This is a genomic window from Mesorhizobium sp. W067, assembly GCF_054719525.1.
Map to the genome: position 1 here is coordinate 564,978 of NZ_JBTTII010000001.1, position 21,765 is coordinate 586,742.

21 protein-coding genes and 1 pseudogene are annotated in these 21,765 nt (G+C 63.6%); 9 read left to right on the plus strand and 13 right to left on the minus strand.

The features are described 5' to 3' along the window. Positions 1-18 precede the first annotated feature (18 nt). The 4 genes from ACYG97_RS02675 to ACYG97_RS02690 form a co-directional block, all read right to left on the minus strand. Positions 19-1,011 (minus strand): transporter, encoded by a 993-nt coding sequence (locus tag ACYG97_RS02675; RefSeq protein ID WP_023684466.1) that lies wholly within the window; start codon positions 1,009-1,011, stop codon positions 19-21. Between the two features lie 158 nt (positions 1,012-1,169). Continuing rightward, on the minus strand, positions 1,170-2,474 hold the full coding sequence (locus tag ACYG97_RS02680; RefSeq protein WP_023731975.1) for a sulfotransferase family protein: 1,305 nt from the start codon (positions 2,472-2,474) through the stop codon (positions 1,170-1,172). A 121-nt stretch (positions 2,475-2,595) separates the two neighbouring features. Then, positions 2,596-2,802 carry a hypothetical protein gene (locus tag ACYG97_RS02685; RefSeq protein WP_023731974.1) on the minus strand — a complete coding sequence of 69 codons (207 nt, stop codon included), beginning with the start codon at positions 2,800-2,802 and terminating at the stop codon, positions 2,596-2,598. Between the two features lie 34 nt (positions 2,803-2,836). After that, positions 2,837-3,448 (minus strand): LOG family protein, encoded by a 612-nt coding sequence (locus ACYG97_RS02690; RefSeq protein ID WP_023673582.1) that lies wholly within the window; start codon positions 3,446-3,448, stop codon positions 2,837-2,839. A gap of 125 nt (positions 3,449-3,573) precedes the next feature. Here ACYG97_RS02690 and ACYG97_RS02695 point away from each other — a divergent pair, with 125 nt between their 5' ends. Then, positions 3,574-5,259, plus strand: coding sequence for a LysM peptidoglycan-binding domain-containing protein (locus ACYG97_RS02695; protein WP_460221553.1), 1,686 nt, complete (start codon positions 3,574-3,576; stop codon positions 5,257-5,259). 344 nt (positions 5,260-5,603) lie between these two features. Here the strand turns inward: ACYG97_RS02695 and ACYG97_RS02700 are convergent, their stop codons facing one another. Further along, positions 5,604-6,686, minus strand: a complete 1,083-nt coding sequence (locus ACYG97_RS02700; RefSeq protein ID WP_460221554.1) for a transposase — start codon at positions 6,684-6,686, stop codon at positions 5,604-5,606. Positions 6,687-6,819: 133 nt separating this feature from the next. On the opposite strand from ACYG97_RS02700, the gene ACYG97_RS02705 reads away from it, so the two are divergent. From ACYG97_RS02705 to ACYG97_RS02715, 3 genes are all read left to right on the plus strand, one after another. Then, positions 6,820-7,155 carry an ArsR/SmtB family transcription factor gene (locus ACYG97_RS02705; protein WP_023734826.1) on the plus strand — a complete coding sequence of 112 codons (336 nt, stop codon included), beginning with the start codon at positions 6,820-6,822 and terminating at the stop codon, positions 7,153-7,155. A gap of 24 nt (positions 7,156-7,179) precedes the next feature. After that, a complete protein-coding gene (locus ACYG97_RS02710) occupies positions 7,180-9,060 on the plus strand; it encodes an ABCB family ABC transporter ATP-binding protein/permease (RefSeq protein ID WP_023734827.1) in 1,881 nt (626 codons plus the stop codon). A 284-nt stretch (positions 9,061-9,344) separates the two neighbouring features. Continuing rightward, the gene (locus tag ACYG97_RS02715) at positions 9,345-9,680 is read left to right on the plus strand and encodes an antibiotic biosynthesis monooxygenase (protein ID WP_023734828.1); all 336 of its coding nucleotides are present in this window, start codon (positions 9,345-9,347) and stop codon (positions 9,678-9,680) included. On the opposite strand, the gene ACYG97_RS02720 is transcribed toward ACYG97_RS02715, so the two are convergent. Both ACYG97_RS02720 and ACYG97_RS02725 read right to left on the minus strand, forming a co-directional pair. Continuing rightward, positions 9,659-10,549 carry an SMP-30/gluconolactonase/LRE family protein gene (locus ACYG97_RS02720; RefSeq protein ID WP_023734829.1) on the minus strand — a complete coding sequence of 297 codons (891 nt, stop codon included), beginning with the start codon at positions 10,547-10,549 and terminating at the stop codon, positions 9,659-9,661. The genes ACYG97_RS02715 and ACYG97_RS02720 overlap by 22 nt on opposite strands. A 277-nt stretch (positions 10,550-10,826) precedes the next feature. After that, entirely contained in the window at positions 10,827-11,090 is a 264-nt protein-coding gene (locus tag ACYG97_RS02725) for a hypothetical protein (protein ID WP_156937252.1), read from the minus strand. Here ACYG97_RS02725 and ACYG97_RS02730 point away from each other — a divergent pair. Both ACYG97_RS02730 and ACYG97_RS02735 read left to right on the plus strand, forming a co-directional pair. Beyond that, positions 11,001-11,228 (plus strand): DMP19 family protein, encoded by a 228-nt coding sequence (locus ACYG97_RS02730; protein WP_460221623.1) that lies wholly within the window; start codon positions 11,001-11,003, stop codon positions 11,226-11,228. The two genes, ACYG97_RS02725 and ACYG97_RS02730, sit on opposite strands and share 90 nt — an antisense overlap. After that, positions 11,143-12,030 (plus strand): annotated as a pseudogene (locus tag ACYG97_RS02735) (hypothetical protein); the annotation flags it as partial. The gene ACYG97_RS02730 and the pseudogene ACYG97_RS02735, both read left to right, overlap by 86 nt. An 11-nt stretch (positions 12,031-12,041) precedes the next feature. Here the strand turns inward: ACYG97_RS02735 and ACYG97_RS02740 are convergent. Further along, a complete protein-coding gene (locus ACYG97_RS02740) occupies positions 12,042-12,734 on the minus strand; it encodes a lysozyme inhibitor LprI family protein (RefSeq protein WP_023734832.1) in 693 nt (230 codons plus the stop codon). A 170-nt stretch (positions 12,735-12,904) separates the two neighbouring features. Here ACYG97_RS02740 and ACYG97_RS02745 point away from each other — a divergent pair, with 170 nt between their 5' ends. Then, complete coding sequence (locus tag ACYG97_RS02745) at positions 12,905-13,687, plus strand: phosphatidylserine decarboxylase (RefSeq protein WP_280799849.1); 783 nt, start codon at positions 12,905-12,907, stop codon at positions 13,685-13,687. 3 nt (positions 13,688-13,690) lie between these two features. Next, positions 13,691-14,506 carry a CDP-diacylglycerol--serine O-phosphatidyltransferase gene (gene pssA / locus ACYG97_RS02750; RefSeq protein WP_023672701.1) on the plus strand — a complete coding sequence of 272 codons (816 nt, stop codon included), beginning with the start codon at positions 13,691-13,693 and terminating at the stop codon, positions 14,504-14,506. Between the two features lie 206 nt (positions 14,507-14,712). Here the strand turns inward: pssA and ACYG97_RS02755 are convergent, their stop codons facing one another. The 3 genes from ACYG97_RS02755 to ACYG97_RS02765 all read right to left on the minus strand — a co-directional run bounded on the left by ACYG97_RS02755 (position 14,713) and on the right by ACYG97_RS02765 (position 18,796). Further along, positions 14,713-15,795 carry a transposase gene (locus ACYG97_RS02755; RefSeq protein ID WP_460221555.1) on the minus strand — a complete coding sequence of 361 codons (1,083 nt, stop codon included), beginning with the start codon at positions 15,793-15,795 and terminating at the stop codon, positions 14,713-14,715. A gap of 203 nt (positions 15,796-15,998) precedes the next feature. Continuing rightward, complete coding sequence (locus ACYG97_RS02760; protein WP_023733850.1) at positions 15,999-18,221, minus strand: AMP-binding protein; 2,223 nt, start codon at positions 18,219-18,221, stop codon at positions 15,999-16,001. A gap of 167 nt (positions 18,222-18,388) precedes the next feature. Further along, entirely contained in the window at positions 18,389-18,796 is a 408-nt protein-coding gene (locus tag ACYG97_RS02765; protein WP_023733851.1) for a tautomerase family protein, read from the minus strand. A gap of 111 nt (positions 18,797-18,907) precedes the next feature. Here ACYG97_RS02765 and ACYG97_RS02770 point away from each other — a divergent pair, with 111 nt between their 5' ends. Next, positions 18,908-19,771 carry a LysR substrate-binding domain-containing protein gene (locus ACYG97_RS02770; RefSeq protein ID WP_023685675.1) on the plus strand — a complete coding sequence of 288 codons (864 nt, stop codon included), beginning with the start codon at positions 18,908-18,910 and terminating at the stop codon, positions 19,769-19,771. Positions 19,772-19,905: 134 nt separating this feature from the next. Here the strand turns inward: ACYG97_RS02770 and ACYG97_RS02775 are convergent, their stop codons facing one another. Both ACYG97_RS02775 and ACYG97_RS02780 read right to left on the minus strand, forming a co-directional pair. Then, entirely contained in the window at positions 19,906-20,814 is a 909-nt protein-coding gene (locus ACYG97_RS02775) for a DMT family transporter (RefSeq protein ID WP_023685676.1), read from the minus strand. Positions 20,815-20,866: 52 nt separating this feature from the next. After that, complete coding sequence (locus tag ACYG97_RS02780; RefSeq protein ID WP_023685677.1) at positions 20,867-21,754, minus strand: DMT family transporter; 888 nt, start codon at positions 21,752-21,754, stop codon at positions 20,867-20,869. Between the last annotated feature and the right edge of the window lie 11 nt (positions 21,755-21,765).

Consider the following 21,765-nt stretch of genomic DNA (forward strand, 5'->3'; position numbering starts at 1 on the left):
AACAAAGGGATCGAGGCGTTACGTTCGCCCGAGCCGCCTTACGAACATGTAGGTCGCCGCGGCGATCACGATCGAAACCGCCGAGACCACCCAGAAGCCCATCGGCGTATTGACCATGGGCAGGCCACCGACATTCATGCCGAACAGGCCTGATATGATGGTCATCGGCAACAGCACCGCCGTCATCACCGACAGCACATAGAGCAGCTGGTTGGACTGCATTGTCAGCTTGGCCATCAACTCGTCCTGCAGCAACCTTGCGCGTGCCTGCAACTGCTCGCCGTCGTGATAGAGCGTGTGTGCCCGGTGCGAGAGCCTTGTCGCCATGTCATTGATCCGATCGGGCAGCTCATTGCGATGCGAATGGTCGAGATGGCGAAAAAGGTTTGTGAGCGTCGCCATCTGCCGGTGGATGACCACCAGTTGACGGCGCGCCTCGACCAGCGACTGCCGCTCGCCGTGCCAGGCATCGCGCACGATACGGTCCTCGATGCCGTCCAGCGTATCGCCAAGACCGTGGAGCTCGGCCGCCATGCCGTCGAGCGACTGGCCCATGACCGCTTCGACCAGGTCGGCGGGGGAGCGGAATTTGCGCGAGCCGCTCTCCACCGCCTTGCGGATGAGATCGACCGATTCCAGTGGCTGCTTGCGCGCGCCGATCAGCGTCTTGTCGTTGAGCGCAAAACGGAAATGGCCGAGCCCGCGCGCTTCCGCCGAATAGTCGTGGCGCAGATCCGGCAGGTCGCCATAAAGCCAGGCATCCTCGAGATCGATGTGGCAACCCTGGCTGGCGCCGAGGAAAGCTTCGCGCACCGGCCCGGGCAGAGCCTGCTCGGCGGCGATCTCATGACGGGCGCGCAGGTCGGACAGCTGGTAGCTGCGCCATGTCCATGCAACCTCGGCCGCGTCCTTGGTGCGCAGGCCCTCGGCGGTGAAATGGTAGATGAAGAACAGCCCGTGCTCGTCGGGCAGGTAAGGCGACAGGCCTTCCGCGTTGAGAGCAATGTTCACGGCTCGCCTCGCCAAGAAATTTCGACCAGGTTCAGATTTCGACTATGCCGACGCGCGGATGCCGACCCGTCCTTCGTAACACGAGTGAGGCGGGTTCCGTGTGACGGTTTCTTGACAGGCGATCACAGTTTGTCGAGCAGCGTTTAGAGTGTTTGCTGCTATCGCCGACGAATGGAGCTCACCCATCGCAACGGTCCAGTCAATCGCCAGCTGCGTGACGCAAGCGCCGCATCGCGCTCCGCCACCAGGTCGTCTCGGATCCTGGCCAGCGCGCTACGCTCGGCTACGAGGCCGTCTTGGGCCAGGGCGAGCGCGTCACGCTCCGCCATGGAGCTGTCTCGGGCTTGGATGAGGTCCTGCTGGGCGTGAGCAAGCGCATCACGCTCCGCCATGAAGCTGTCTCGGGCTTGGATGAGGTCCTGCTGGGCGTGAGCAAGCGCGTCACGCTCCGCCATGAAGCTGTCTCGGTCTCGGATGAGGGCCTGTTGGGCGTCAGCGAGGGCGTCACGCTCGACGATGCCCTTTTCCAGTTCGCCGTGTAGCCGTTTAGCGCCCAGGTTCCCTGCGGCAACGGCCTTGCCAACCACATCGCAGCTCTCATCGAACGTTGCCCGCACCCTGTCGAGCTGGTCGCGCAAGTCCTGGCTGTCGCCTTCAGACGCCATACTGCGCAAAATGGCATAGGCGCTGCGGACTGATGGCGTGGCATCCGGATGGTTTTGCAGATCAGCGACCGAGGCCCGCTGATGATGCAGGTCCTTGTCCAGGAACTCGGCGATTGCGGCGTCGGCCTGATCGGACGTGACAGGCCAGACGATTCCGGTCTCCCTGGCCGCGCGGTCCATCTGATGTCGCCAGTCGCTCAACAGGTCTTCGTGGCGCAGGATACAGCGCGGCATGTGTCGCGAATGATGCTCCGCTTCGAGCACGTGCCTGAGCCACAGCATGAACGCTGTCGGCAGTGCCATTTGATCCCGTTCCTGCAGCGAACAGGCGACTTCGAGCGGGTTGCGGACAGGCAGAAATGCGATCGGGTCAATCCTGAGATCGGCCAGGATCGAGGCCATGAAGGGGAGGAACCGGCAGATCCGCGGATCCTTGACGAAAAACAGGGGGGCATCGCCGAACTCGCTGGCAATGATCGCCGTCATCATGGGCCGAAATCGCTCGGCTGCCGGCGACTGCAGCCACTGCCGATCTAGCGGCAGCCAATCTTGCCAGGAGGAGGCGGCCGCCGTGAGCAGGTGGTCGTCGGCGATGGTGAGTGGGGTACTTTCCCAATGTCCCTTGGGATTGTGGAGGCTCCCGGGCAGCAGATGTTTCGGCGGCGTGGCTCCATGCGCGGCGACGAGGGCGCCGAGCGCCGAGGTGCCGCTGCGGTGCATTCCGAGGACCAGGATCGCCGTCCTTGGTTGCGACGCGATCTCGCCCTTCGCGGCCGTCAATCGCTCGCGCGGATTCATCTCCCCTTTGTCTCGCTCTCCAAATTTCCGTTCCCGCCCAATGTTCTCCGATAACCAACTGCGAAGCGGGCTGCAAATGGAAATCGTCGCCAACGTGCTTACATTGCGCACAAGACGGAGCTCAAGAAAAGCTGGACAGATCGAAGTCAGCTGCCCCAACGCTACAGATCCTTGCCAAGCAGATGCAGTCGATCAGTGGCTTCGCGTTGGACTTCTGCTTCTGGGCCAGGCTGGCCTTGTTGCCCAGTGTTTCGTAGCCGGCAGCCTTGAGCGCCAGCACGACGCGGCGCAGTTGGTGCGCCAGGCCGACGACACCAACCGGGCTCAATTCCTGGCCGCCTGCGCCAAGGCCGGCTTCGTCCTCACATCTTATCAATCACCGACTGCACGCCTTCCGTCGGCGCATCGACCGACGACCCCGCCACCATGATGGCGGCGACGATGGCCTCGGGGTCTTCGACCACCAGCGGCTTGACCCGTTGCGCGGTGTGGATGAAGCCTTCGCTGGCCATATGGTCGAGCAGCGCCAGCATCGGATCCCAGAATCCTTGAACGTTGGCGAAGACGATCGGCTTGCGGTGATGGCCGAGCTGGCCCCAGGTCATGATCTCGACGATTTCCTCGACCGTGCCGATGCCGCCGGGCAGCGCCACAAAGGCGTCGGATTTCTCGAACATCTTGTGCTTGCGCTCGTGCATGTTGTCGGTGATCAGCAACTCGTCGAGCCGGTCAAGCGCGGTTTCGGTCGCCTCCTTGTTGATGAGGAAGCGCGGAATGATGCCCGTTACCTTGCCGCCGGCCTTGAGCGCGCCTTCGGCGACTGCGCCCATAATGCCTTTGGTGCCGCCGCCATAGACCAGCCGCAGGCCGGCTTTGGCGAGCGAGCGGCCAAGCAGGTGCCCGGCCTTGGCATAGATTTCATCGCGGCCCGGAGACGAGCCGCAATAGACGCAGACGGATCGAATCGTGTTCATTCGTGATTGGTGATTGGGTCTGAATGCGGGGTCAAGCCCCAAGGGCTGACAAGCCCGGGCTTTTTCTTGTCGGTGCCGGCAAAACACGCTAGACCGGCTTCAGGTGGCTAAGGGGTAGGGGAAATATGGCTGTTAATCCATTGAAGGCGTTTCTGTTCGCGGCGGGTGGGACCGTCGCGGTCGTCGGAACCGCCTATGTATCGGGCGCACTCGACCCGTATCTGAATCCCACGCCGCCTGCGGCGATTGCATCGCTGACGCCGCCGGCTGAAAAGCCGGCCGATCCGGGGACCGAGGGAAGGCTGCCGCCGGCGCCCGCCGCGCCCACCGATGCCAAGGCTCCCGCAGCACCCGCGCCTGCCGACGCAACGGCTCCCGCGACCGAAGCTGCGGCTCCGGCGGCACCTGCCGCGCCCGTTGCTGCCCCAGCAACCCCAGCACCGGCCGCGGCCGGCCCGGTTGCGCCGAGCTTCGACGTCGTGCGCGTCGAAAGCACCGGCTCGATCGTCGTTGCCGGCAATGCTGCGCCCAATTCGAAGATCGAGATCCTCAACGGCTCCTCGGTGCTTGGCTCGACTGTCGCCGGTCCGGACGGCGCCTTCGTCATCGTTCTCGACGATCCGCTGAAGCCCGGCGACTATACGATTGCGTTGCGCGCGACGGCCGGCGATGTGGTTACCCCTTCCGTGCAGACCGCCGTCGTTTCGGTTCCCAAGGACGCCGCCGGCCAGGTGCTGGCGATGGTCGAGGAACCCGGCAAGCCGGCCGAGCTGCTTAGCGTCCCGGCGCCTGAGACCAAGCCCGCGGCACCGGCCGCCGGCGATCAGGCCGCTGCCCCAGCCGCTGAGGCGCCTGCTACGGCTGCGCCTGCCGTGGCCGCTGAAACAGCACCTGCTGCTCCGGCTGTGGAAGCCGCAACTGCCCCTGCAGCGCCAGCAGTACCTGCAGCGCCGCCGGCGGCAGGCGTGGCTGCACCCAAGATCGTCGTCGAGGCGGTCGAGATCGACGGCAACAAGATCTTCGTCGCCGGTCTGGCTGACGCCGGCCGCAAGGTGCGCGCCTATGCCAACGATATCCTGCTTGGCGATGCGGTGACCTCGCCCGACGGTCATTTCCTGGTCGAGGCGACGCGCGACATCCCGGTCGGCAGCTACACCATCCATGTCGACGGTCTCGACGCCGACGGCGTGAAGGTCGTGGCCCGCGCCGCCGTGCCGTTCGAGCGCGAACCCGGCGAAGCGATCGCCGCCGTGGCGCCCGCGGAGGCCAAGCCCACCGAGACCAAGCCCGCCGAAGCAAAGCCTGCTGAGCCGGCCGCACCGGCTGCTGCCGAAGCACCGGCCGCTCCGAAGCCTGCGGCGCCAGCCACTATCGCGGCTGCCCCTGCGAAGCCCGCACCAGCTGCTGCCGCATCCGCACCAGCCGCACCGGCGGCTGAAGCGCCGGCTCCGGCTGCCCCGGCGGTTGCCGGGGCACCTGCGGCACCGGCAGCGCCTGCCGCTGAGGTTCCAGCCGTCGTCGCGGCGGCAACGCCCGATGTGCCAGAGACGGTGGCGCCAAAGCTTGAACATGCCGACGGCGCGGTGATCATCCGCAGGCACGACACGCTGTGGCGGATCTCACGGCGCGTCTACGGTCACGGCGTGCGCTTCTCGACCATCTATCTCGCCAACCAGGACCAGATCAGCGATCCCGACCGCATCTGGCCGGGGCAGGTGTTCAAGGTTCCGGAAAAGTCCAAGGAAGGCGAAGCCGCCGACCTCAACGCGATGGGCGAGCAGGTGACAACGGCGCCGGTGAAGACGCAGTAGCGGCCGAGCGCTTGATCTCCCCCCTTTGAGGGGGAGATGGCCGGCAGGCCAGAGGGGGTCGCCGCGCATAGAACGCCGACCTTCTCTTTGCTGCAAACGACGTTGCGTCAGGAAGTACCGACCCCCTCTGTCGCCTTCGGCGACATCTCCCCCGCAAAGGCATAGGCGCTAAGATAGCTTTGGCATGGACTGAAATTTGCGCTTTCGTGGTGGTTCGCGCCAGCGATATCGCAAGGCATGGAGATTTTGGCGCAGGGCCGCCAAGGAAGGTTGAGTAAAGATGGTCGCGATCAGAGAGGCGACGATCTGGCGGGTGGCGCGCCACAGTAGCGGGCGCCCGTCGCTCAAGGGGGAGAGACACCCAACTCCTGCGAGAGGGGTTCGGTCACAAGCGCGATGAGGAAGTGTGCAAGGATCCAAGGCCTTGCGATCCTTGGGTCTTTGGCGGGAGGAGAGCGCAGCCCGATCAGGCTCTTCAGGCGCTTGAAGGCGAGTTCGATGCGCCAGCGCATGCGGTAGAGCTTGAGGACCGTATCGGCGGGAAACTCCTCCCGGTCAAGCGAGGTCACAAGCAGGACGAAGCCGGCCGCAATCAGCGTCTGCGGTTGAACCTTGTTGCCCTTGGCCCTGGCTTCCTTGTTGATTTTGCGCCGCGCTTCTTGTGCCGCGGCCTCGGATTTGCGCAAGGCGATCAGGCGCATCTTCACAGGCTCGCCCTTCTTGAGTGCCAGCCGGGCAGGCGTTTCGCAGACTTCCTCCCGGCAGCTCTCCAGGTAGCCGATGAGATCGAACGCCCTGCCGTTGGCGTCGAGCCATCGCGCGTTTTTCCACGACGCGCGCACAACAACATCGCCGCCTTGCGCCATCACCTTGGCGATCCGCTCGGCCTGCAGATAGGCGCGGTCACCGATGCGGATCTCGCCCGCCACCACCGGCACGCGGTCGATCAGCTCGGCCTCGCTCTGGTCGGTGATCTCGATGAAGTCGAACTGCTCGCGCTCAAGCTCGAAGGCGCAGTGCATGCGCCAAAGACCATTGTTCTTCTTCTCATACGCACCGGCCTTGGCAACCGCTGTCGCATCGAGGATGCGAACCAGTCGGCCTTTGGCCAAACCTGCATCCTCGCGCTTCAAAAGGTGCCCAATCAACTGCTGCAGCCATGGTCCTGCATTGCGCAGCCGGCCAAGCAACGCCACGTCCGAAATGTCGGCAATCCCGCTCGCCGCCGCCCAGGCCACGACGCCCCGCATGCCAACCTTGCCAAGGCAGTAAGCCAGTGTCAGGCGCAACAGGTCGCTCGCCGACCTGACGCCGCGCGGGCGCAGGAACGCCTTTGTCTCGCGGGCGCTTCCTGCGATCAACTCTTCGCCGCCCAGAAGCTCAATCGTCTCGGCCCAGCCGTCATCAACAAGCGATTCGTGTATCATCGCAGTGTAGAATCACACCCGATTCCGCAGGGCAATACCTATTAGCGCCTATGCCTCGAGGGGGGAGATTAGGTCGCTCTACCCATCGGGTTAGCTTGCCACGCACCCGTTCATCGTCTATCGCCGATGAACGATGGCAGACTCGCTCGCTGAACCAGACCACGCAAACTGCGCACCGCCCCAAAGCCGCGCCGTTGCCGCGAGCTTCGCCGCACTCTCGCACCCGGCGCGCATCGAGATCATTAGACATCTGTCGGCCAGCCGCTCCTGCTGCTGCCGTGAGGTTGTCGACCATCTCGACCTCGCGCAGTCGACGGTCTCCCAGCATCTGAAAATCCTGGTCGGAGCAGGCTTGGTCCGCTTCGAGCCCGACCGCCAGCGCTCGCGCTATCAACTCGACCGCGCCGCGCTCGCCGACGTTTCCGCATCGCTGACCGCACTCGTCAATTCCTGCTGCTCCGGCCGCTGATTTCTCACCCAAAAGGCAAGACAAGTGGCAGAAAAAACCGTTTCCGATAGCTCGACCTTCGGCACCTTGCGCAATCTGTGGCCCTATATGTGGCCGGCCGACCGCCCCGATCTGAGGGCACGCGTCACCTGGGCGACGCTGCTTCTGGTCGTTGCCAAGCTGACGCTGGTTGCCGGGCCCTATTTCTTCAAATGGGCGACGGATGCCCTGGCCGGCGACGCCAAATCGCCGCCGCCGCTGCCATCTTTCCTGCTGGCGCCGGTGATGCTGGTCGTCGCCTACAATGTCGTGCGGCTGGTGCAGCTTGGCTTCAACCAGCTGCGCGACGCGCTGTTTGCCCGCGTTGGCCAATATGCGGTGCGCCAGCTCGCGTTCCGCACCTTCGTTCACATGCACCAGCTGTCGCTGCGCTTTCACCTCGAGCGCCGCACCGGCGGCCTGTCGCGCATCATCGAGCGCGGCACCAAGGGCATCGAGACGATCGTGCGCTTCATCATGCTGAACACGGCGCCGACTATCCTCGAATTCGCGCTGACCACCGGCATCTTCGCCTACACTTATGGCTGGAAATATGTGGTCGTGGTGGCGGCCACGGTGTGGCTCTACGTCTGGTTCACGGTGCGCGCCAGCGACTGGCGCATCTCGATCCGCCGCGACATGAATGACAGCGACACCGACGCCAATACCAAGGCGATCGACTCGCTGCTCAACTACGAGACCGTCAAATACTTCAACAACGAGGGTATGGAGGCTGAGCGCTTCGACCGTTCGATGGCGCGCTATGAAATGGCGGCGACCAGGATATGGACCTCGCTCGGTTGGCTGAATTTCGGCCAGGGCATCATCTTCGGCCTCGGCACCGTCATCGTCATGTGCATGTCGGCGCTGGAGGTGCAGGCCGGCACGCAGACGGTCGGCGACTTCGTCTTCATCAACGCTATGCTGATGCAGCTTTCGGTGCCGCTCAATTTCATCGGCTTCATCTACCGCGAAATCCGCCAGGGGCTGACCGACATCGAGCAGATGTTCGACCTGCTCGATGTGCCGCAGGAGATCACCGACAAGCCCGATGCCAAGCTACTCGCCGTTACAGCCGGCAAGGTCGAGTTCCGCGACGTGCATTTTGCCTATGATCCGAACCGCAAGATCCTGAAAGGTGTCTCCTTCGAGGTGCCGGCCGGCAAGACGGTCGCCATTGTCGGACCGTCCGGCGCCGGCAAGTCGACTATTTCGCGGCTGCTATTCCGCTTCTACGACGTCCAGGGCGGTCAGGTGCTGATCGACGGCCAGGATGTCAGGGATGTGACCCAGCAGAGCCTGCGCGGCGCGATCGGCATGGTGCCGCAGGACACCGTGCTGTTCAACGACACCATCGCCTACAACATCCGTTACGGTCGCATCGGTGCCAGCGAAGAGGATATGCAGAAAGCCGCCGAGCTTGCCCAGATCGGCCCGTTTATCGAACGGCTGCCGGAAGGTTATCGCTCGATGGTCGGTGAGCGCGGGCTAAAGCTGTCGGGCGGCGAAAAGCAGCGCGTGGCGATTGCCCGCACGATTTTGAAGGCGCCGCCGATCCTGATGCTCGACGAGGCGACCTCGGCGCTGGACAGCCACACCGAACAGGAAATCCAGGCCGCCCTCGACCTGGTCAGCAAGGGCCGCACCACCATCGTCATTGCGCATAGGTTGTCGACGGTGATCACCGCCGACGAGATCATCGTGCTCAAGGACGGCGAGATCGCCGAGCGCGGCACCCATGCCGAGCTGATGCAAAAGCATGGCCTCTACGCGTCGATGTGGGACCGCCAGCGCGAAGCGACAGAAGCCGAAGAGAGGCTTCGAGTTGCACGCGAGAGCGATGAACTGGGTGTGGTTGTGCGCAGGCGGACTTCGGAGGTGAGCTAGGCGGCGGAGCGCCGATCTCCCCCCTTGAGGGGGAGATGTCGCCGAAGGCGACAGAGGGGGTCGCCGCGCGTGGAGCGCTAACCTTCATCGGTCGCAAGGGGGGCGCATCCAGTCGAACCGACCCCCTCTGGCCTGCCGGCCATCTCCCCCTCAAGGGGGGAGATATGCAGCGTCGTCGCCATCATCACCACCGAAAATTTCCCCTTGACCTCAACCTAAGTTGAGATCGCAAACCGTTCCTGAGCCACCGAACCCAAGTCGTTCAAGAACGGAGACAGATTGAAATGGATCAACTTGCCGAGGCAGCCGTGTTCAGGGTCGACAAATTCGTCGTTCCTGCCGAGGCCCGTGAAGAAATCCTTCGCAAGGTCAGGGCGACTCATGAATTGCTGCGTCTGCAGCAAGGCTTCGTCCAGGATTTCGTGCTCGAGCAATTTTCGGGCCCGGGCGAGTTCAACCTGGTCACCATTGTCGAATGGGAAAACCAGGCGGCCGTCGACAATGTCGTGCCGATCGTCAAGGCAGCCCATGAGCGGGCGGGCTTCAACCCGCAGGAGACCATTGCCCGGCTGGGTGTGAATGCCGATATCGCCAACTATCAGCGTCTACCCGAGATGTAGGAGGGCCAGCCCGTGCCAGGTGCTGGCGCCTCGACGCTCAGCACCTGGCCAGTGCGGGCATCGCTGATCATGTTCTCGAAACCACGCCATTCGGCGGCGACGATGAACAGTGTCGTGCCATCCGGCCCGCCCAGCATGCAGGCAAAGCAGCCGCGATCGGCATCGACGGACTGCAACACCTCGCCACCTTCGCGCACCCGCACGCAGCGCTTGTTGGGAACATCCGCGTACCAGGCAGCCCCTTCGGCATCGAGGCAGATGCCGTCGGGAAAGCCATCGAGATCGGCCCAGACCCGGCGGTTGGAAAGCCCGCCATCCTCCGCGATATCGAAGGCGGTCAGCCGGTTGGCATGCGACTCCGCCACGATCAGTGTCCTGTTGTCCGGCGTCACCGCCATGCCGTTGGCGAAAGCGATGTTCTCGGCCACTTGTCGAACCGAGCCGTCCGGCGTGATCAGCACGATGGTGCCGGGCCCGAAATGCTCGCCCGGTGCAGGCGCCGACCCGCCGCCATTGACATAGATGCTGCCGCGCCCGTCGACGACGATCTCGTTCCACGGGCTGTTTGACAGCGACCGAAGATCGGCATGGGTGGCCAGCGTTCCATCCGCCTCCTGCCGCAGCAACAAGCCATCCCGACCCGAGACGATCAGCAATCGGCCATCCGGCAACCAGTCGATCGAATAGGGCAGGATGGCCGGCACGGTGAGCATCACCTGGTTCCCGCCGTCCTCATCCACCGCGACGATCTCTCCGGTTCCCCAGTTGCAGAGCCACAGGCGTCCGTCGTGCCAGCGGGGAGACTCTCCGAAAGCGAGGCCTTCTGTAATGACCTTGGCGTTCAGGGCGACTGATTTCGAGGATGGCATCTCTGACCCTGGTTTGTCGACTCGCCGCAATTCGGCATTGTCGCGAAGCGCTTTCCTGCCAAGGACGTGTGAATCTATGGCGCCCCGACATGACCGTCGACAATTTCGGCAAACCATCGTGCGGATGCCTCTGGATCAGAGTGCCTTTAATCCTTGAGGGCAGCTGATATTGTCGCGTCGGAAATAACCCGTTCGCGCAAGTTTTGCGACCAAGAGAGTATTTTCGACGTTCGGTTTCTTTTTCCGCAAATCCAAGAAAACGCCCGAGAAGTCGGCATCAGATTCTGGAAAGCAGTTGGAATTCGGCCTGCCGTTGCCAGTCGTCGTACTGCGTTCGAACGTCGAGGATCCTGATGAAGAGCCGTTTTTTCTCGTCTTCGCTGTCATGCAATTCGTCACAGCGATGGTTTCCAAAGGACTCTATCGTTATCCCGAAATCGACACCAAGGCGATGCAGGTCCTTCATGCCGACTCGTACTCTTCGGAGGTAAAGAACGGCGGCCATAGTCAATTCATCCACAATGCCGGGCATCGGCGCCATGATTGCCAACGCACGAGCTGGACTCACTGCTTGTGGCGCAAAGGGCCAGCTTGCGACTTTGGAAAAGATGTCCAGCTGGATTGCAGACCATCCCAACGAAGCCGCCCAGCAGACGGGCTTCGAGGGCGGGCGGGATGATTTTCTCGATACACTTGATCATGCGTTCTACGTTGCGGATGAGACCGCGCCCATGGAAAACCTTTTGGCGCGCTGGATCGCGTCATGGCCTGATCTGCAAGTTGTCGATAGTGACGATTACGACGACGTCATACACCGGCTGGTGATGGCCAATCCGAAGCGCCAAGGCAGGCTTCTTCATAAGTCCGTTGGCAACTTGGCAGGCCAGATGATCTTGAGCTGGCGCGATGTCGGGGCCGGCCTTGCCTGCGCCAAGATCGCGCCGCCCGAGATCAAAATCGCGTTCGGCATGGCAAGGATGCTGAACATAGAAGGAGAGAAACAGCTGGTTTTTCAACTTCAGACCAGCGCGAAGAAGACCCGACTATGCAGTGCGACGGAGACACACGTCACGGTCTACGAGTACATCGCTCCAGAAGAGTTGCTTGTCATACCGCCAGGCGAGAGCCCGCTAGCGGCTAACGCCCCGAAAGTTGGCGCCAAGCTTGGCATTGCTGAAGAGCCCGAGATCACAGCGGTCATTGAGCTGGCGGAACAATACCATGCTCCCGCCGCCGTCGACCTCCTGCTCCGCAAGGCAGGCTTCGACCCGACGGATGCCATCGTTTCTGCGAATTCGGTGGTGCAGAAGGAGGAAGGAGCAATCGTGAATTGGGTGGTGCTGGCATCAGGCCAAGTCTTCCTTTTCCAATCGTTGCGGAACGGCGGTGTCCTCTTGCGCGGCAAGGATGATGAAAGCCTCGCTGAGGCCGCTATGGCCGAGCTCAATGCCCACTTTGATCGCTCCGCTGCGGCGGGTTAGCGACAGCAAGCCTACTTTTTCTCCGTCAGGAAGAACGTGCCATCGGCATGGCCGTTGGCACCGCATGACAGGGGCTCCGATCTGCCATCCTTGCCGGCGCCGCTCTGCTCGACGACAAGCGCATCGCCGTCGCGTCGGAAGGTAAAGACAAAACCGGTTGGGTTGTCGTTGTCGACGGCACGGTCGACCAGCCGCAGAGTGTTGCGCTCCTCGACCGTGCCGTCGATCTCGCATGACCCACTTCCCGAGACTGGATTGGAAACGACATCTTCCGAGATTTCGACCTTGCCTCCGCCAACAGCCTTGATGTCGACGCTGCCGCGCACGCTGCTCCATGTGCCGATCAAACCTGCATCGGGGGGCTTGCGTATGCCGGACAGGAAGGTTGCGCGGTCGCGCAGGAATTCGCCGAGATCGAAAGTCTGTTGGTTCTTGGGCGAACTTTCGTTGAAGCCGGCGATCTGATCGCGATAGGCGATGAAATCGCTTTGGTCGTCCCGCAGCGCCTTGCCGGCATGAGCATCGAGCCTCTTCAGCAGCGCGGCATAATTCTTCGCGACGTCGGCATCGGCCTGCGCCAGGGTCGGATCGGCGCATATGGCCTTTTCCGCCACGCTGGCGGCCTTGGCGCAATCGAAGGATGGCTTGCCTTGCGCCGCTGCGTGGTCGCTCGCTGCCAGGAATACGGTCAAAACGGCACCCATGGCTGCCAATCGTATGGCAACAAGGTACGCTTTGCCTGTGTTTGGCATCATGGGCGGTCGGCCTTTTCGCCGCGCACTGAGCCAGCGGCGGTATGAACTCTGGCGGCAAAGCCGCCGGCAGGCAAGCACGTGACCGTTCCTGCCGGCTGCGGCCGATGCGGCCTTGCCCAATGTTGCGTTGCGGCCGCGGAGCCTTTCCGGTATTGAGGCCGGACCTGAAACAGGGACCGCCCCCAGCCCATGAGCTCCAGCCAATGAGCCTCGTCGATTCGATCAAGAATGCCTTCGTTCCGATCCATCGCGAGGGCTATCCGTTCATTGCCGCCTTTGGTGCGGGCACGCTGTTCCTCGGCTATTTCTCCTCGGTGCTGTTCTGGATCGGCCTGATCCTGACCGCCTGGTGCGTCTATTTCTTCCGTGACCCCGAGCGTGTCACCCCGGTCGATGACAGGCTGGTGGTCAGTCCCGCCGACGGCGTCATCTCGGCGGTCGGCCCGGCCGTGCCGCCGCGCGAGCTTGGCCTCGGCAACACCGAGATGACCCGCATCTCGGTGTTCATGAATGTCTTCTCCTGCCATGTGAACCGCGCTCCGGTGCGCGGCCGCATCACCAAAATCGAGCACCGGCCGGGCAAGTTCCTCAATGCCGAACTCGACAAGGCAAGCTCGGAGAACGAGCGCAACGGGCTGGTCATAGACAGTCCCAACGGCATCGTTGTCGCCGTGCAGATCGCCGGCCTGGTGGCACGCCGCATCGTCTGCTGGGCTGAGACCGGCGGCTCCATTGCCGTCGGCGAACGCTTTGGCCTGATCCGCTTCGGCTCGCGCGTCGATGTCTTCCTGCCGTCGACCGCGGTGCCGCGCGTCGCCGTCGGCCAGACGGCGGTCGGAGGTGAAACCGTGCTCGCCGAATTCGGCGGCGTCGCCGCAACCCCGCTCGTCAGGATTTCGTAAGCGGTGGGCGCGCCGTTCAAAAAGTTCGAGGCCCATGGCAGCGGCGGCCCGCGCATCCGCGAAATTCCGATGCGCATGGTGCTGCCTAATCTGGTCACCGTGCTTGCCATCTGCGCCGGCCTGTCCGGCATCCGCTTCGGCTTCGAGGGCCGTTTCGAGCCGGCCGTGGTGATGGTGCTGCTCGCCGCCTTCCTGGACGGCATAGACGGGCGCCTGGCGCGCATGTTGAAGGCGACATCCAAATTCGGCGCGCAGATGGATTCGCTGGCCGACATCGTCAATTTCGGCGTCGCGCCGGCACTGGTGCTCTACGCCTTCCTGCTCGACCGCGCCGGCTCCTTCGGCTGGATCGCAGCCCTTCTGTTCACCATCGCCTGTGGCCTGCGGCTGGCGCGCTTCAACGTGCTCGACGAAGACCATGACCGGCCGATCTGGCAGAGCGAATACTTCGTCGGCGTGCCGGCACCGGCCGGCGCCGTGCTGGTTATGCTGCCGCTCTATCTGTCCTTCCTGCGGCTCGGTCTCGAGCCGGACCGCCTGACGGCATTCGTCGCCACCGGCTTCACTGTGCTGGTCGCTTTCCTGCTGGTCAGCCGGCTGCCGGTCTATTCCGGCAAAAGCCTGAAAGTGCCGGGCGACAAGGTGCTGCCGATCATCCTGGCGGTCGTTCTCTACGTCCTGCTGTTGATGACCTATCCCTGGTACACGCTGACCGCCTCTGTCGCAGGCTATCTCATCTTCCTGCCTTTCAGCGTGCGGGCGTATTCGAAGCGCGCCAAGCGCGAGGGCGAAAAAGTGCCGCCGTCGGATATTGGGTAGTTGTTATCTCCCCCCTTGAGGGCATAGGCGCTAAGATAGCTTTGGCATGGACTGAAATTTGCGCTTTCGTGGTGGTTCGCGCCAGCGATATCGCAAGGCATGGAGATTTTGGCGCAGGGCCGCCAAGGAAGGTTGAGTAAAGATGGTCGCGATCAGAGAGGCGACGATCTGGCGGGTGGCGCGCCACAGTAGCGGGCGCCCGTCGCTCAAGGGGGAGAGACACCCAACTCCTGCGAGAGGGGTTCGGTCACAAGCGCGATGAGGAAGTGTGCAAGGATCCAAGGCCTTGCGATCCTTGGGTCTTTGGCGGGAGGAGAGCGCAGCCCGATCAGGCTCTTCAGGCGCTTGAAGGCGAGTTCGATGCGCCAGCGCATGCGGTAGAGCTTGAGGACCGTATCGGCGGGAAACTCCTCCCGGTCAAGCGAGGTCACAAGCAGGACGAAGCCGGCCGCAATCAGCGTCTGCGGTTGAACCTTGTTGCCCTTGGCCCTGGCTTCCTTGTTGATTTTGCGCCGCGCTTCTTGTGCCGCGGCCTCGGATTTGCGCAAGGCGATCAGGCGCATCTTCACAGGCTCGCCCTTCTTGAGTGCCAGCCGGGCAGGCGTTTCGCAGACTTCCTCCCGGCAGCTCTCCAGGTAGCCGATGAGATCGAACGCCCTGCCGTTGGCGTCGAGCCATCGCGCGTTTTTCCACGACGCGCGCACAACAACATCGCCGCCTTGCGCCATCACCTTGGCGATCCGCTCGGCCTGCAGATAGGCGCGGTCACCGATGCGGATCTCGCCCGCCACCACCGGCACGCGGTCGATCAGCTCGGCCTCGCTCTGGTCGGTGATCTCGAGGAAGTCGAACTGCTCGCGCTCAAGCTCGAAGGCGCAGTGCATGCGCCAAAGACCATTGTTCTTCTTCTCATACGCACCGGCCTTGGCAACCGCTGTCGCATCGAGGATGCGAACCAGTCGGCCTTTGGCCAAACCTGCATCCTCGCGTTTCAAAAGGTGCCCAATCAACTGCTGCAGCCATGGTCCTGCATTGCGCAGCCGGCCAAGCAACGCCACGTCCGAAATGTCGGCAATCCCGCTCGCCGCCGCCCAGGCCACGACGCCCCGCATGCCAACCTTGCCAAGGCAGTAAGCCAGTGTCAGGCGCAACAGGTCGCTCGCCGACCTGACGCCGCGCGGGCGCAGGAACGCCTTTGTCTCGCGGGCGCTTCCTGCGATCAACTCTTCGCCGCCCAGAAGCTCAATCGTCTCGGCCCAGCCGTCATCAACAAGCGATTCGTGTGTCATCGCAGTGTAGAATCACACCCGATTCCGCAGGGCAATACCTATCTTAGCGCCTATGCCCTTGAGGGGGAGATGTCGCCGAAGGCGACAGAGGGGGTCGGTACGCCCCGGACGCGACCTCGTTTGAGCGAAGAGGACGTCGGCGCTTCACGCGAGGCGACCCCCTCTGGCCTGCCGGCCATCTCCCCCTCAAGGAGGGAGATACGCTAAGCCGCCAGGCCCAGCCCCAGCTTCTCGATCGCCAGGTTCCGCGTCGAGACATAATCCGTCTTACCGGAACCCAGCACCGGGATCTCCTCGACCTTGACGATGTCGTTGGGCACCATCAGTTCGGCCGCACCTGCCTTCTTGCCGAAGGCGCGCAGTTCTTCCGGATCGGCGTCGTCGGCGGTGGTGACCAGCACGATGCGCTCGCCGCGCCTCTTGTCCGGCACCGCCACCGCGGCGTGGCGCTCTTCCGGCCACAGCGACTGCACCAGCATCTCGACGGCGCCCAACGACACCATCTCGCCAGCGATCTTGGCGAAGCGTTTTGCCCGGCCGCGAATGGTGATGAAGCCTTCGCGGTCGACCGAGACGATGTCGCCGGTGTCGTGCCAGCCGTCCAGCGGCTGCAATTCGCCGGGCCGGTCAGCGGTCATGTAGCCCATCATCAAATTCGGCCCGTCGAGCCACAGGCGGCCGGCACCCTCGATACCCTCGACCGGTTCGAGCTTCATGCGCATCGCCGGCAACAGCCGTCCGACCGTGCCGTCGCGACCATGGATGGCGGTGTTGACGGCGACGACGGGAGCGGCCTCCGTCAGCCCGAACCCCTCGATGATCGAGGCATCGAAGCGCTCGCGATAAACGCGCCGCGTCTCCGGCTTCACCGCTTCCGCGCCGGCGACGACGAAGCGCAGGCTGGAGAAATCGCCATCCTTGGCGGTGCGGGCATAGTTGGCGAGGAAAGTGTCGGTGCCGAACATGATGGTCGGCTTCACCTTGCGGGCGATCTCCGGGATGATCTTGTAGTGCAGCGGTGACGGGTAGAGGAACAGTTTCACCCCGGTCACCAGCGGCAGGATGGTACCGCCGGTCAGGCCGAAAGAGTGAAAAACCGGCAGCACGTTGAGCAGGATGTCGGACGGCGAAATGGTAATGCGCGCCTCGGCCTGCATGGCGTTGGCGTGGAGATTGCGATGCGACAGCACCACGGCCTTGGGCGTGCCTTCCGAGCCTGAGGTGAACAGGATTGCGGCGGGCTTGGCCGCATCCTGCCGCTGCAGCGGAAACCGCCACAGCACGGCTGCTGCGAGCTTTTCCGGTATCGTGACGCTTGCGCGCACATCCTCCAGCCACAGCATCTTGGCGCCGCCGGCCTCGACCGCGGCGATGATGTCGGCAAGCGCCGCCTTCTCGACGAACGCGCGCGAGGAAACCACTGTTCGGATGACTGCAGTGCGCACCGCGGCGGTCACGCTGGCCGGCCCTGCCGTGTAGTTGATCATCGCCGCTACCCGGCCGGCCGAGAGCAGGCCGACGAAGGACAGCGCCACGCCATTGGCGTTGGGCAGCAACACCCCGACCGCTTCGCCGGGTGCCGCCACCGCCTCGAAACGGCGGCCGAGAACGCGCGCGCCGATGAACATTTTTCGGTAGCTGAGCGAGCCGCTGATCACGTCCTCGATGATCGGATGCGAGGCGCCGGTCAGATCGGCTGCATTGCGCATGGCCAGGAACAGGCCGCGATCGAGGTTGCTGCCATAAAGCCTGGCCTCGGCGATGCGGTCGAACAGCGCATTGGTGTTGGATGCCTGGTCGGGATTGCGCGCCACCAGTTCGGCAATCGTCATCGGCTCCAGCACGCTGATCGACAGTTTTGGGAACCATTGGCGCGGCGCCCGGTCCTTTGGCGTCAACGAAACCGGCAGGTCGCGCGCGCCGGCGACGAAGATCGGCACGATGCGGGCGTCGGCCTGCATGGCGATGCGGGTGACGGCGCGGAACAGGCGAAACGCCTTCACATCGGGCTCGACGTCATCGGGCAGATAGACGGCAAGCCGGCCTTTACCCTTCAGCACCCTGACCAGCCGCCGGCTGACGAAGAGATGCTCGGCGTTGAAGGCGATGGTGCGGCCAAGCTCGCGCCACGGCTCCAGCCATGGCGAGCGCGCCGAGCCCTCGTCGAGAATGTGCAGCGTGTCGTCGGGCAGCAGCGACAGCATCAGCGCCGGCTCGAAGCGTGACTGGTGCGAGACCACATAGATCACCGGCGTCGGCGCGTTGCGGGCAATGCGGATGCGCCGGTCATCGATCCGGTAGGCTAGCTTGAACGGCACATAGAGTAGCGCCTGGGTAAAGCGCAGGTCGAGACGAAACGTCTCGATCGCGCCAATCAGCAGCCAGGCCACCACGAGGCCTGCAAGCAGCGCCAGTGCCAGGATCATGCCGCGTCTCTCCCAACGGTCCGGTATGCGGCTCTTCGTCCGCTTGGAGAGCAGAGGGTAGCGCAATGGGGGGCAAGGTCAATGTAGAGCCTCTTCCTTCTCCCCGTTCACGGGGAGAAGGTGCCCCGAAGGGCGGATGAGGGGCGGCGCTGCGCTTTCACGTTGGCTCAAGTCGCCTTGATCCGCCCGCTAATGAACCGGAACTCCTGCGACTTGCCGCCATAACCGTACGCCGCGGCCGGGACTTCATGCACGAAGGCATAGCTTTCCTCGTGCACGCCACCCAGCAACTTACCAAAGGCCTCAAAGGTCGCCTTCAGATAGGCTTCCAGCTCCAGCTTGGTGTTGGTGCCGTCGACCACCTTGATGTCGAGCCAGAAGGTGTTGGCGCCATGCTCCGCCAGCGATTTGCCGCCGGCGAACCAATGCTGCGGGTCGACATAGGTGACGGCGACGGCGGTAATCGTCGGGTCCTTGCGCAGATGGGTTGCCGTCAGCTCGGTGATTTCCTTGGCGATTGTGGCGGACAGCTTGGCGTCGGGCTTGCCGGTGACGCTGATGTTGATGATGGGCATTTTTCTCTCCTTCGTTTGAGCGGCGTCTGTTTGCCGTTGGAGAGACAATGCCATCATCTTTGAATCAAAAAATCGAATTGTTTCGAACAAAAGGTTCTGTATTATCGAAGTATGCAAGCTCTCGATCCCGATCTGCTCAAAACCTTCCTTGCCTTTGTCGATGGCGGCTCGCTGGCTCAGGCTGCGTCTGCTGTCGGCCGCTCGCCCTCGGCGGTGACCGCGCAGATGCAGCGTCTGGAGGAGATCGTCGGCGAACCGCTGCTGGTGGCGCAGGGGCGCGGGCGCGGGCTGACGCCGGCCGGCGAGGATCTTGTCGGTCATGCCCGCCGCATTCTTGCCGTGCACAGCGAGGCCTGGCTGGCGCTCAAGGGCGCGCGTGCCGCTGGTCGCGTCGCCATCGGCACGACACAGGATTTCGCCGATAGCGGCCTGCCGGAGCTGCTGCGCGCCTTCGCGACCAGCCATCCGCGCGTCAGGGTCGAACTCCGCGTTGGCCGTTCGGCCGAGCTTGGCGAGGCGCTGCAGGCCGGGCAGCTCGATCTGGCTGTTGTCATACGCAAGACGCCGGCCAATGACGAAGTCGGGCTGTTCAGTGAGCCGATGCTGTGGCTGTGCTCGCAAAAAGGGCTTGCCGTGCGGGAAGAGGAACTGCCGCTGGCGCTGCTCGACCCCTATTGCGGCTTTCGCGAAGCAGCACTCGCGGCCCTCGATGCTGCCGGCCGCCGCTACCGCATTGCCGCCGGCAGCGCCAGCCTTGCCGGCTTGCGCACGGCGGTCAATGCCGGCATCGCGCTGACCTTGCGCACCGCCCGCTTTGCCCATTCAGGCATTGCCGAAGCACCGCGCGAATTCGCCCTGCCGCCGGTGCCGACAGCGCAATTCGCGATAAAACTCGGCCAGGGCGCCGAGCGGCCGGCGCGCGATCTTGCCATCCTGCTCAGCGACAACCTCGCCTTGCCCGGCTTTGCCGGCTGATGTCCAAAGAAAAAGCCGACCTTTACGGTCGGCTTTGAGGAGGACGGGTCGAGGGGTTTGGGGGGACTTGGGGGGTGACCCGTCGCACATAAAACTGCCTGATCCGCATGATGGTTCCATGACTTGGAAAATAATTATTGGGTTGCCGCACTTTTTCTCGCGGCCAGCCAGTCGCGCCCCGCATGGGCGAAAACCGCGCACAGTACTATGGCGCCGCCGATCAGGCTGGCGGCCGGCGCGATCTCGCCGAGGAACAGGAAGGCGAACAGGATCGCAAACGGCACTTCGGCGGCACCGAGAAGGCCGGACTCGGGCGCAGGGATCAGCCGCGAGCCTTCCGTCCACAGGATCGACGCCGCCGCAAACGATCCTCCGAAGGCGACGAGCAGCACGGCGTCGCGAGCAGAAATCGCCAGGGGGTCGGTGACGAACCAGCCGAGCACGAACAGCAGAAGCGCCGAGACCGCGCCCGCCCACACCACCGGCGTGTCGCGGAAGGCGCGCACCATGATCATGTAGAGCGCACTGCCGGCGGTCATCAGCAGCGCGAGCCCATCGCCAAACAGATGACCGCTGCCGAAGCCGGAGCCGACCATGATCGCTACGCCGCACAGCGAAACGGCGGCGGCGGCAAGCGTCTGCGCCCGGAACGGCTCGCGCACCAGCACGAAGGCGAGCAGCGCGGTGATGAAGGGCGCGGTGGCGTAGATGACCGCGACATTGGCGACATAGGTGAATTTGAACGCCGAGATGAAGGCGATGCTGGCCGCGGCGCCCTCGAGGGCCAGCAGCCAGCCGCGCCAGCCAAGCCGTAAGCTTTCCGGCCCGCCGGAGCGGCGCCGGCGCCACAGCACATAGAAGGTGATCAGGATCGCGCCGACAAAGCCGCGCCAGCAAGTGATGGTCAGCGGGTCGGCGTGGATCGATTTGGTCAGCACGCCGGTGAGGGCGAAGAAAGCCGCCGAGGCCGCCACCAGCATAATGCCGAGCGTACGCTCGGCAGCGGTATCTGTGGTGCCTGGGCCGTCGAGCGCTTCCGTCATCTCAGCAGCCTATCCGTCTTCTCCTGCCACCATGCTGTCAGCACGGGGGTACTCATAGCCGCTTGCGGAAATGCTCGTTGCCGATGATCAGCAGGCCGGCGCCGACGATCAACGCCGCCCCCAGAAACACCTCGCGACGCGGCACGTCGCCCCAGATCGCAAAGCCGAGCCCGAAGGCCCAGACCAATGAGGTGTATTCGAACGGCGCCACGATCGACACCGGCGCCCGCTTCATGCCTTCGAACAGCATAAATTGCGCCACGCCGCCGAGCGCGCCGACGCTGATCAAAAGCAGCAACTGGCGCCAGTCCGGCATCTGCCAGACCAACAGCGCCGGCACCGCGGAAAACACCAGGAAGTAGAAATTGTTGAGCACAAGCTGGATCAGCGTGCGCTCGGCCAGCGCCGTCTTGCGCAACAGCACCACGGCAATGCCCCACAGCACTGCCGCAGCCAGTACCAAGAGCATCGGCACGGACAAGCCGAGACGAGTGGGATCACAGGCGATGAAGACGCCGACGAAGCCGATGAACACCGCCAGCCAGCGCAACAGCGGCACCTTTTCGCCAAGCATCACCACCGACAGCACGGTGACGATGATCGGGGCGGCGTAATAGATGGTGGTGAGTTCGGCCAGCTGCAGGGAGCGGGCCGCGTTGTAGTAGCAGAGCCAGGCGCCGAGCGTGAAGGCGCTGCGCACCAGCATCGGCCGCACGATGGGCGAGCGCATTGTGTCGGCAAAGATGGGCGGTCCGCCGATTGCAGCACAGCCGATAAGCACAGCTATCGAGCGGAAGAACATGATCTGCCAGACGCTGATGCCGACGACCAGAAGCTTGATCGCGGCGTCCTGCGTCGAAAACAGGAAATAGGCGCAGCCGGTGAACAGGATGCCGGCAAGCACCCTTTCGCGGGTTTCCAGAATGGCAATATCGGCCATGCGGCGTGTCC

Bases quoted from the DNA above. Each gene is read 5' to 3' on its own strand.
- ACYG97_RS02680 (WP_023731975.1), bottom strand. From the start codon at position 2,474: ATGAATCCGCGCGAGCGATTGACGGCCGCGAAGGGCGAGATCGCGTCG.
- ACYG97_RS02690 (WP_023673582.1), bottom strand. From the start codon at position 3,448: ATGAACACGATTCGATCCGTCTGCGTCTATTGCGGCTCGTCTCCGGGC.
- ACYG97_RS02695 (WP_460221553.1), top strand. From the start codon at position 3,574: ATGGCTGTTAATCCATTGAAGGCGTTTCTGTTCGCGGCGGGTGGGACC.
- ACYG97_RS02700 (WP_460221554.1), bottom strand. From the start codon at position 6,686: ATGATACACGAATCGCTTGTTGATGACGGCTGGGCCGAGACGATTGAG.
- ACYG97_RS02705 (WP_023734826.1), top strand. From the start codon at position 6,820: ATGGCAGACTCGCTCGCTGAACCAGACCACGCAAACTGCGCACCGCCC.
- ACYG97_RS02715 (WP_023734828.1), top strand. From the start codon at position 9,345: ATGGATCAACTTGCCGAGGCAGCCGTGTTCAGGGTCGACAAATTCGTC.
- ACYG97_RS02720 (WP_023734829.1), bottom strand. From the start codon at position 10,549: ATGCCATCCTCGAAATCAGTCGCCCTGAACGCCAAGGTCATTACAGAA.
- ACYG97_RS02730 (WP_460221623.1), top strand. From the start codon at position 11,001: ATGCAGGTCCTTCATGCCGACTCGTACTCTTCGGAGGTAAAGAACGGC.
- ACYG97_RS02725 (WP_156937252.1), bottom strand. From the start codon at position 11,090: ATGGCGCCGATGCCCGGCATTGTGGATGAATTGACTATGGCCGCCGTT.
- ACYG97_RS02740 (WP_023734832.1), bottom strand. From the start codon at position 12,734: ATGGGTGCCGTTTTGACCGTATTCCTGGCAGCGAGCGACCACGCAGCG.
- ACYG97_RS02745 (WP_280799849.1), top strand. From the start codon at position 12,905: ATGTTGCGTTGCGGCCGCGGAGCCTTTCCGGTATTGAGGCCGGACCTG.
- ACYG97_RS02755 (WP_460221555.1), bottom strand. From the start codon at position 15,795: ATGACACACGAATCGCTTGTTGATGACGGCTGGGCCGAGACGATTGAG.
- ACYG97_RS02760 (WP_023733850.1), bottom strand. From the start codon at position 18,221: ATGATCCTGGCACTGGCGCTGCTTGCAGGCCTCGTGGTGGCCTGGCTG.
- ACYG97_RS02765 (WP_023733851.1), bottom strand. From the start codon at position 18,796: ATGCCCATCATCAACATCAGCGTCACCGGCAAGCCCGACGCCAAGCTG.
- ACYG97_RS02770 (WP_023685675.1), top strand. From the start codon at position 18,908: ATGCAAGCTCTCGATCCCGATCTGCTCAAAACCTTCCTTGCCTTTGTC.
- ACYG97_RS02775 (WP_023685676.1), bottom strand. From the start codon at position 20,814: ATGACGGAAGCGCTCGACGGCCCAGGCACCACAGATACCGCTGCCGAG.
- ACYG97_RS02780 (WP_023685677.1), bottom strand. From the start codon at position 21,754: ATGGCCGATATTGCCATTCTGGAAACCCGCGAAAGGGTGCTTGCCGGC.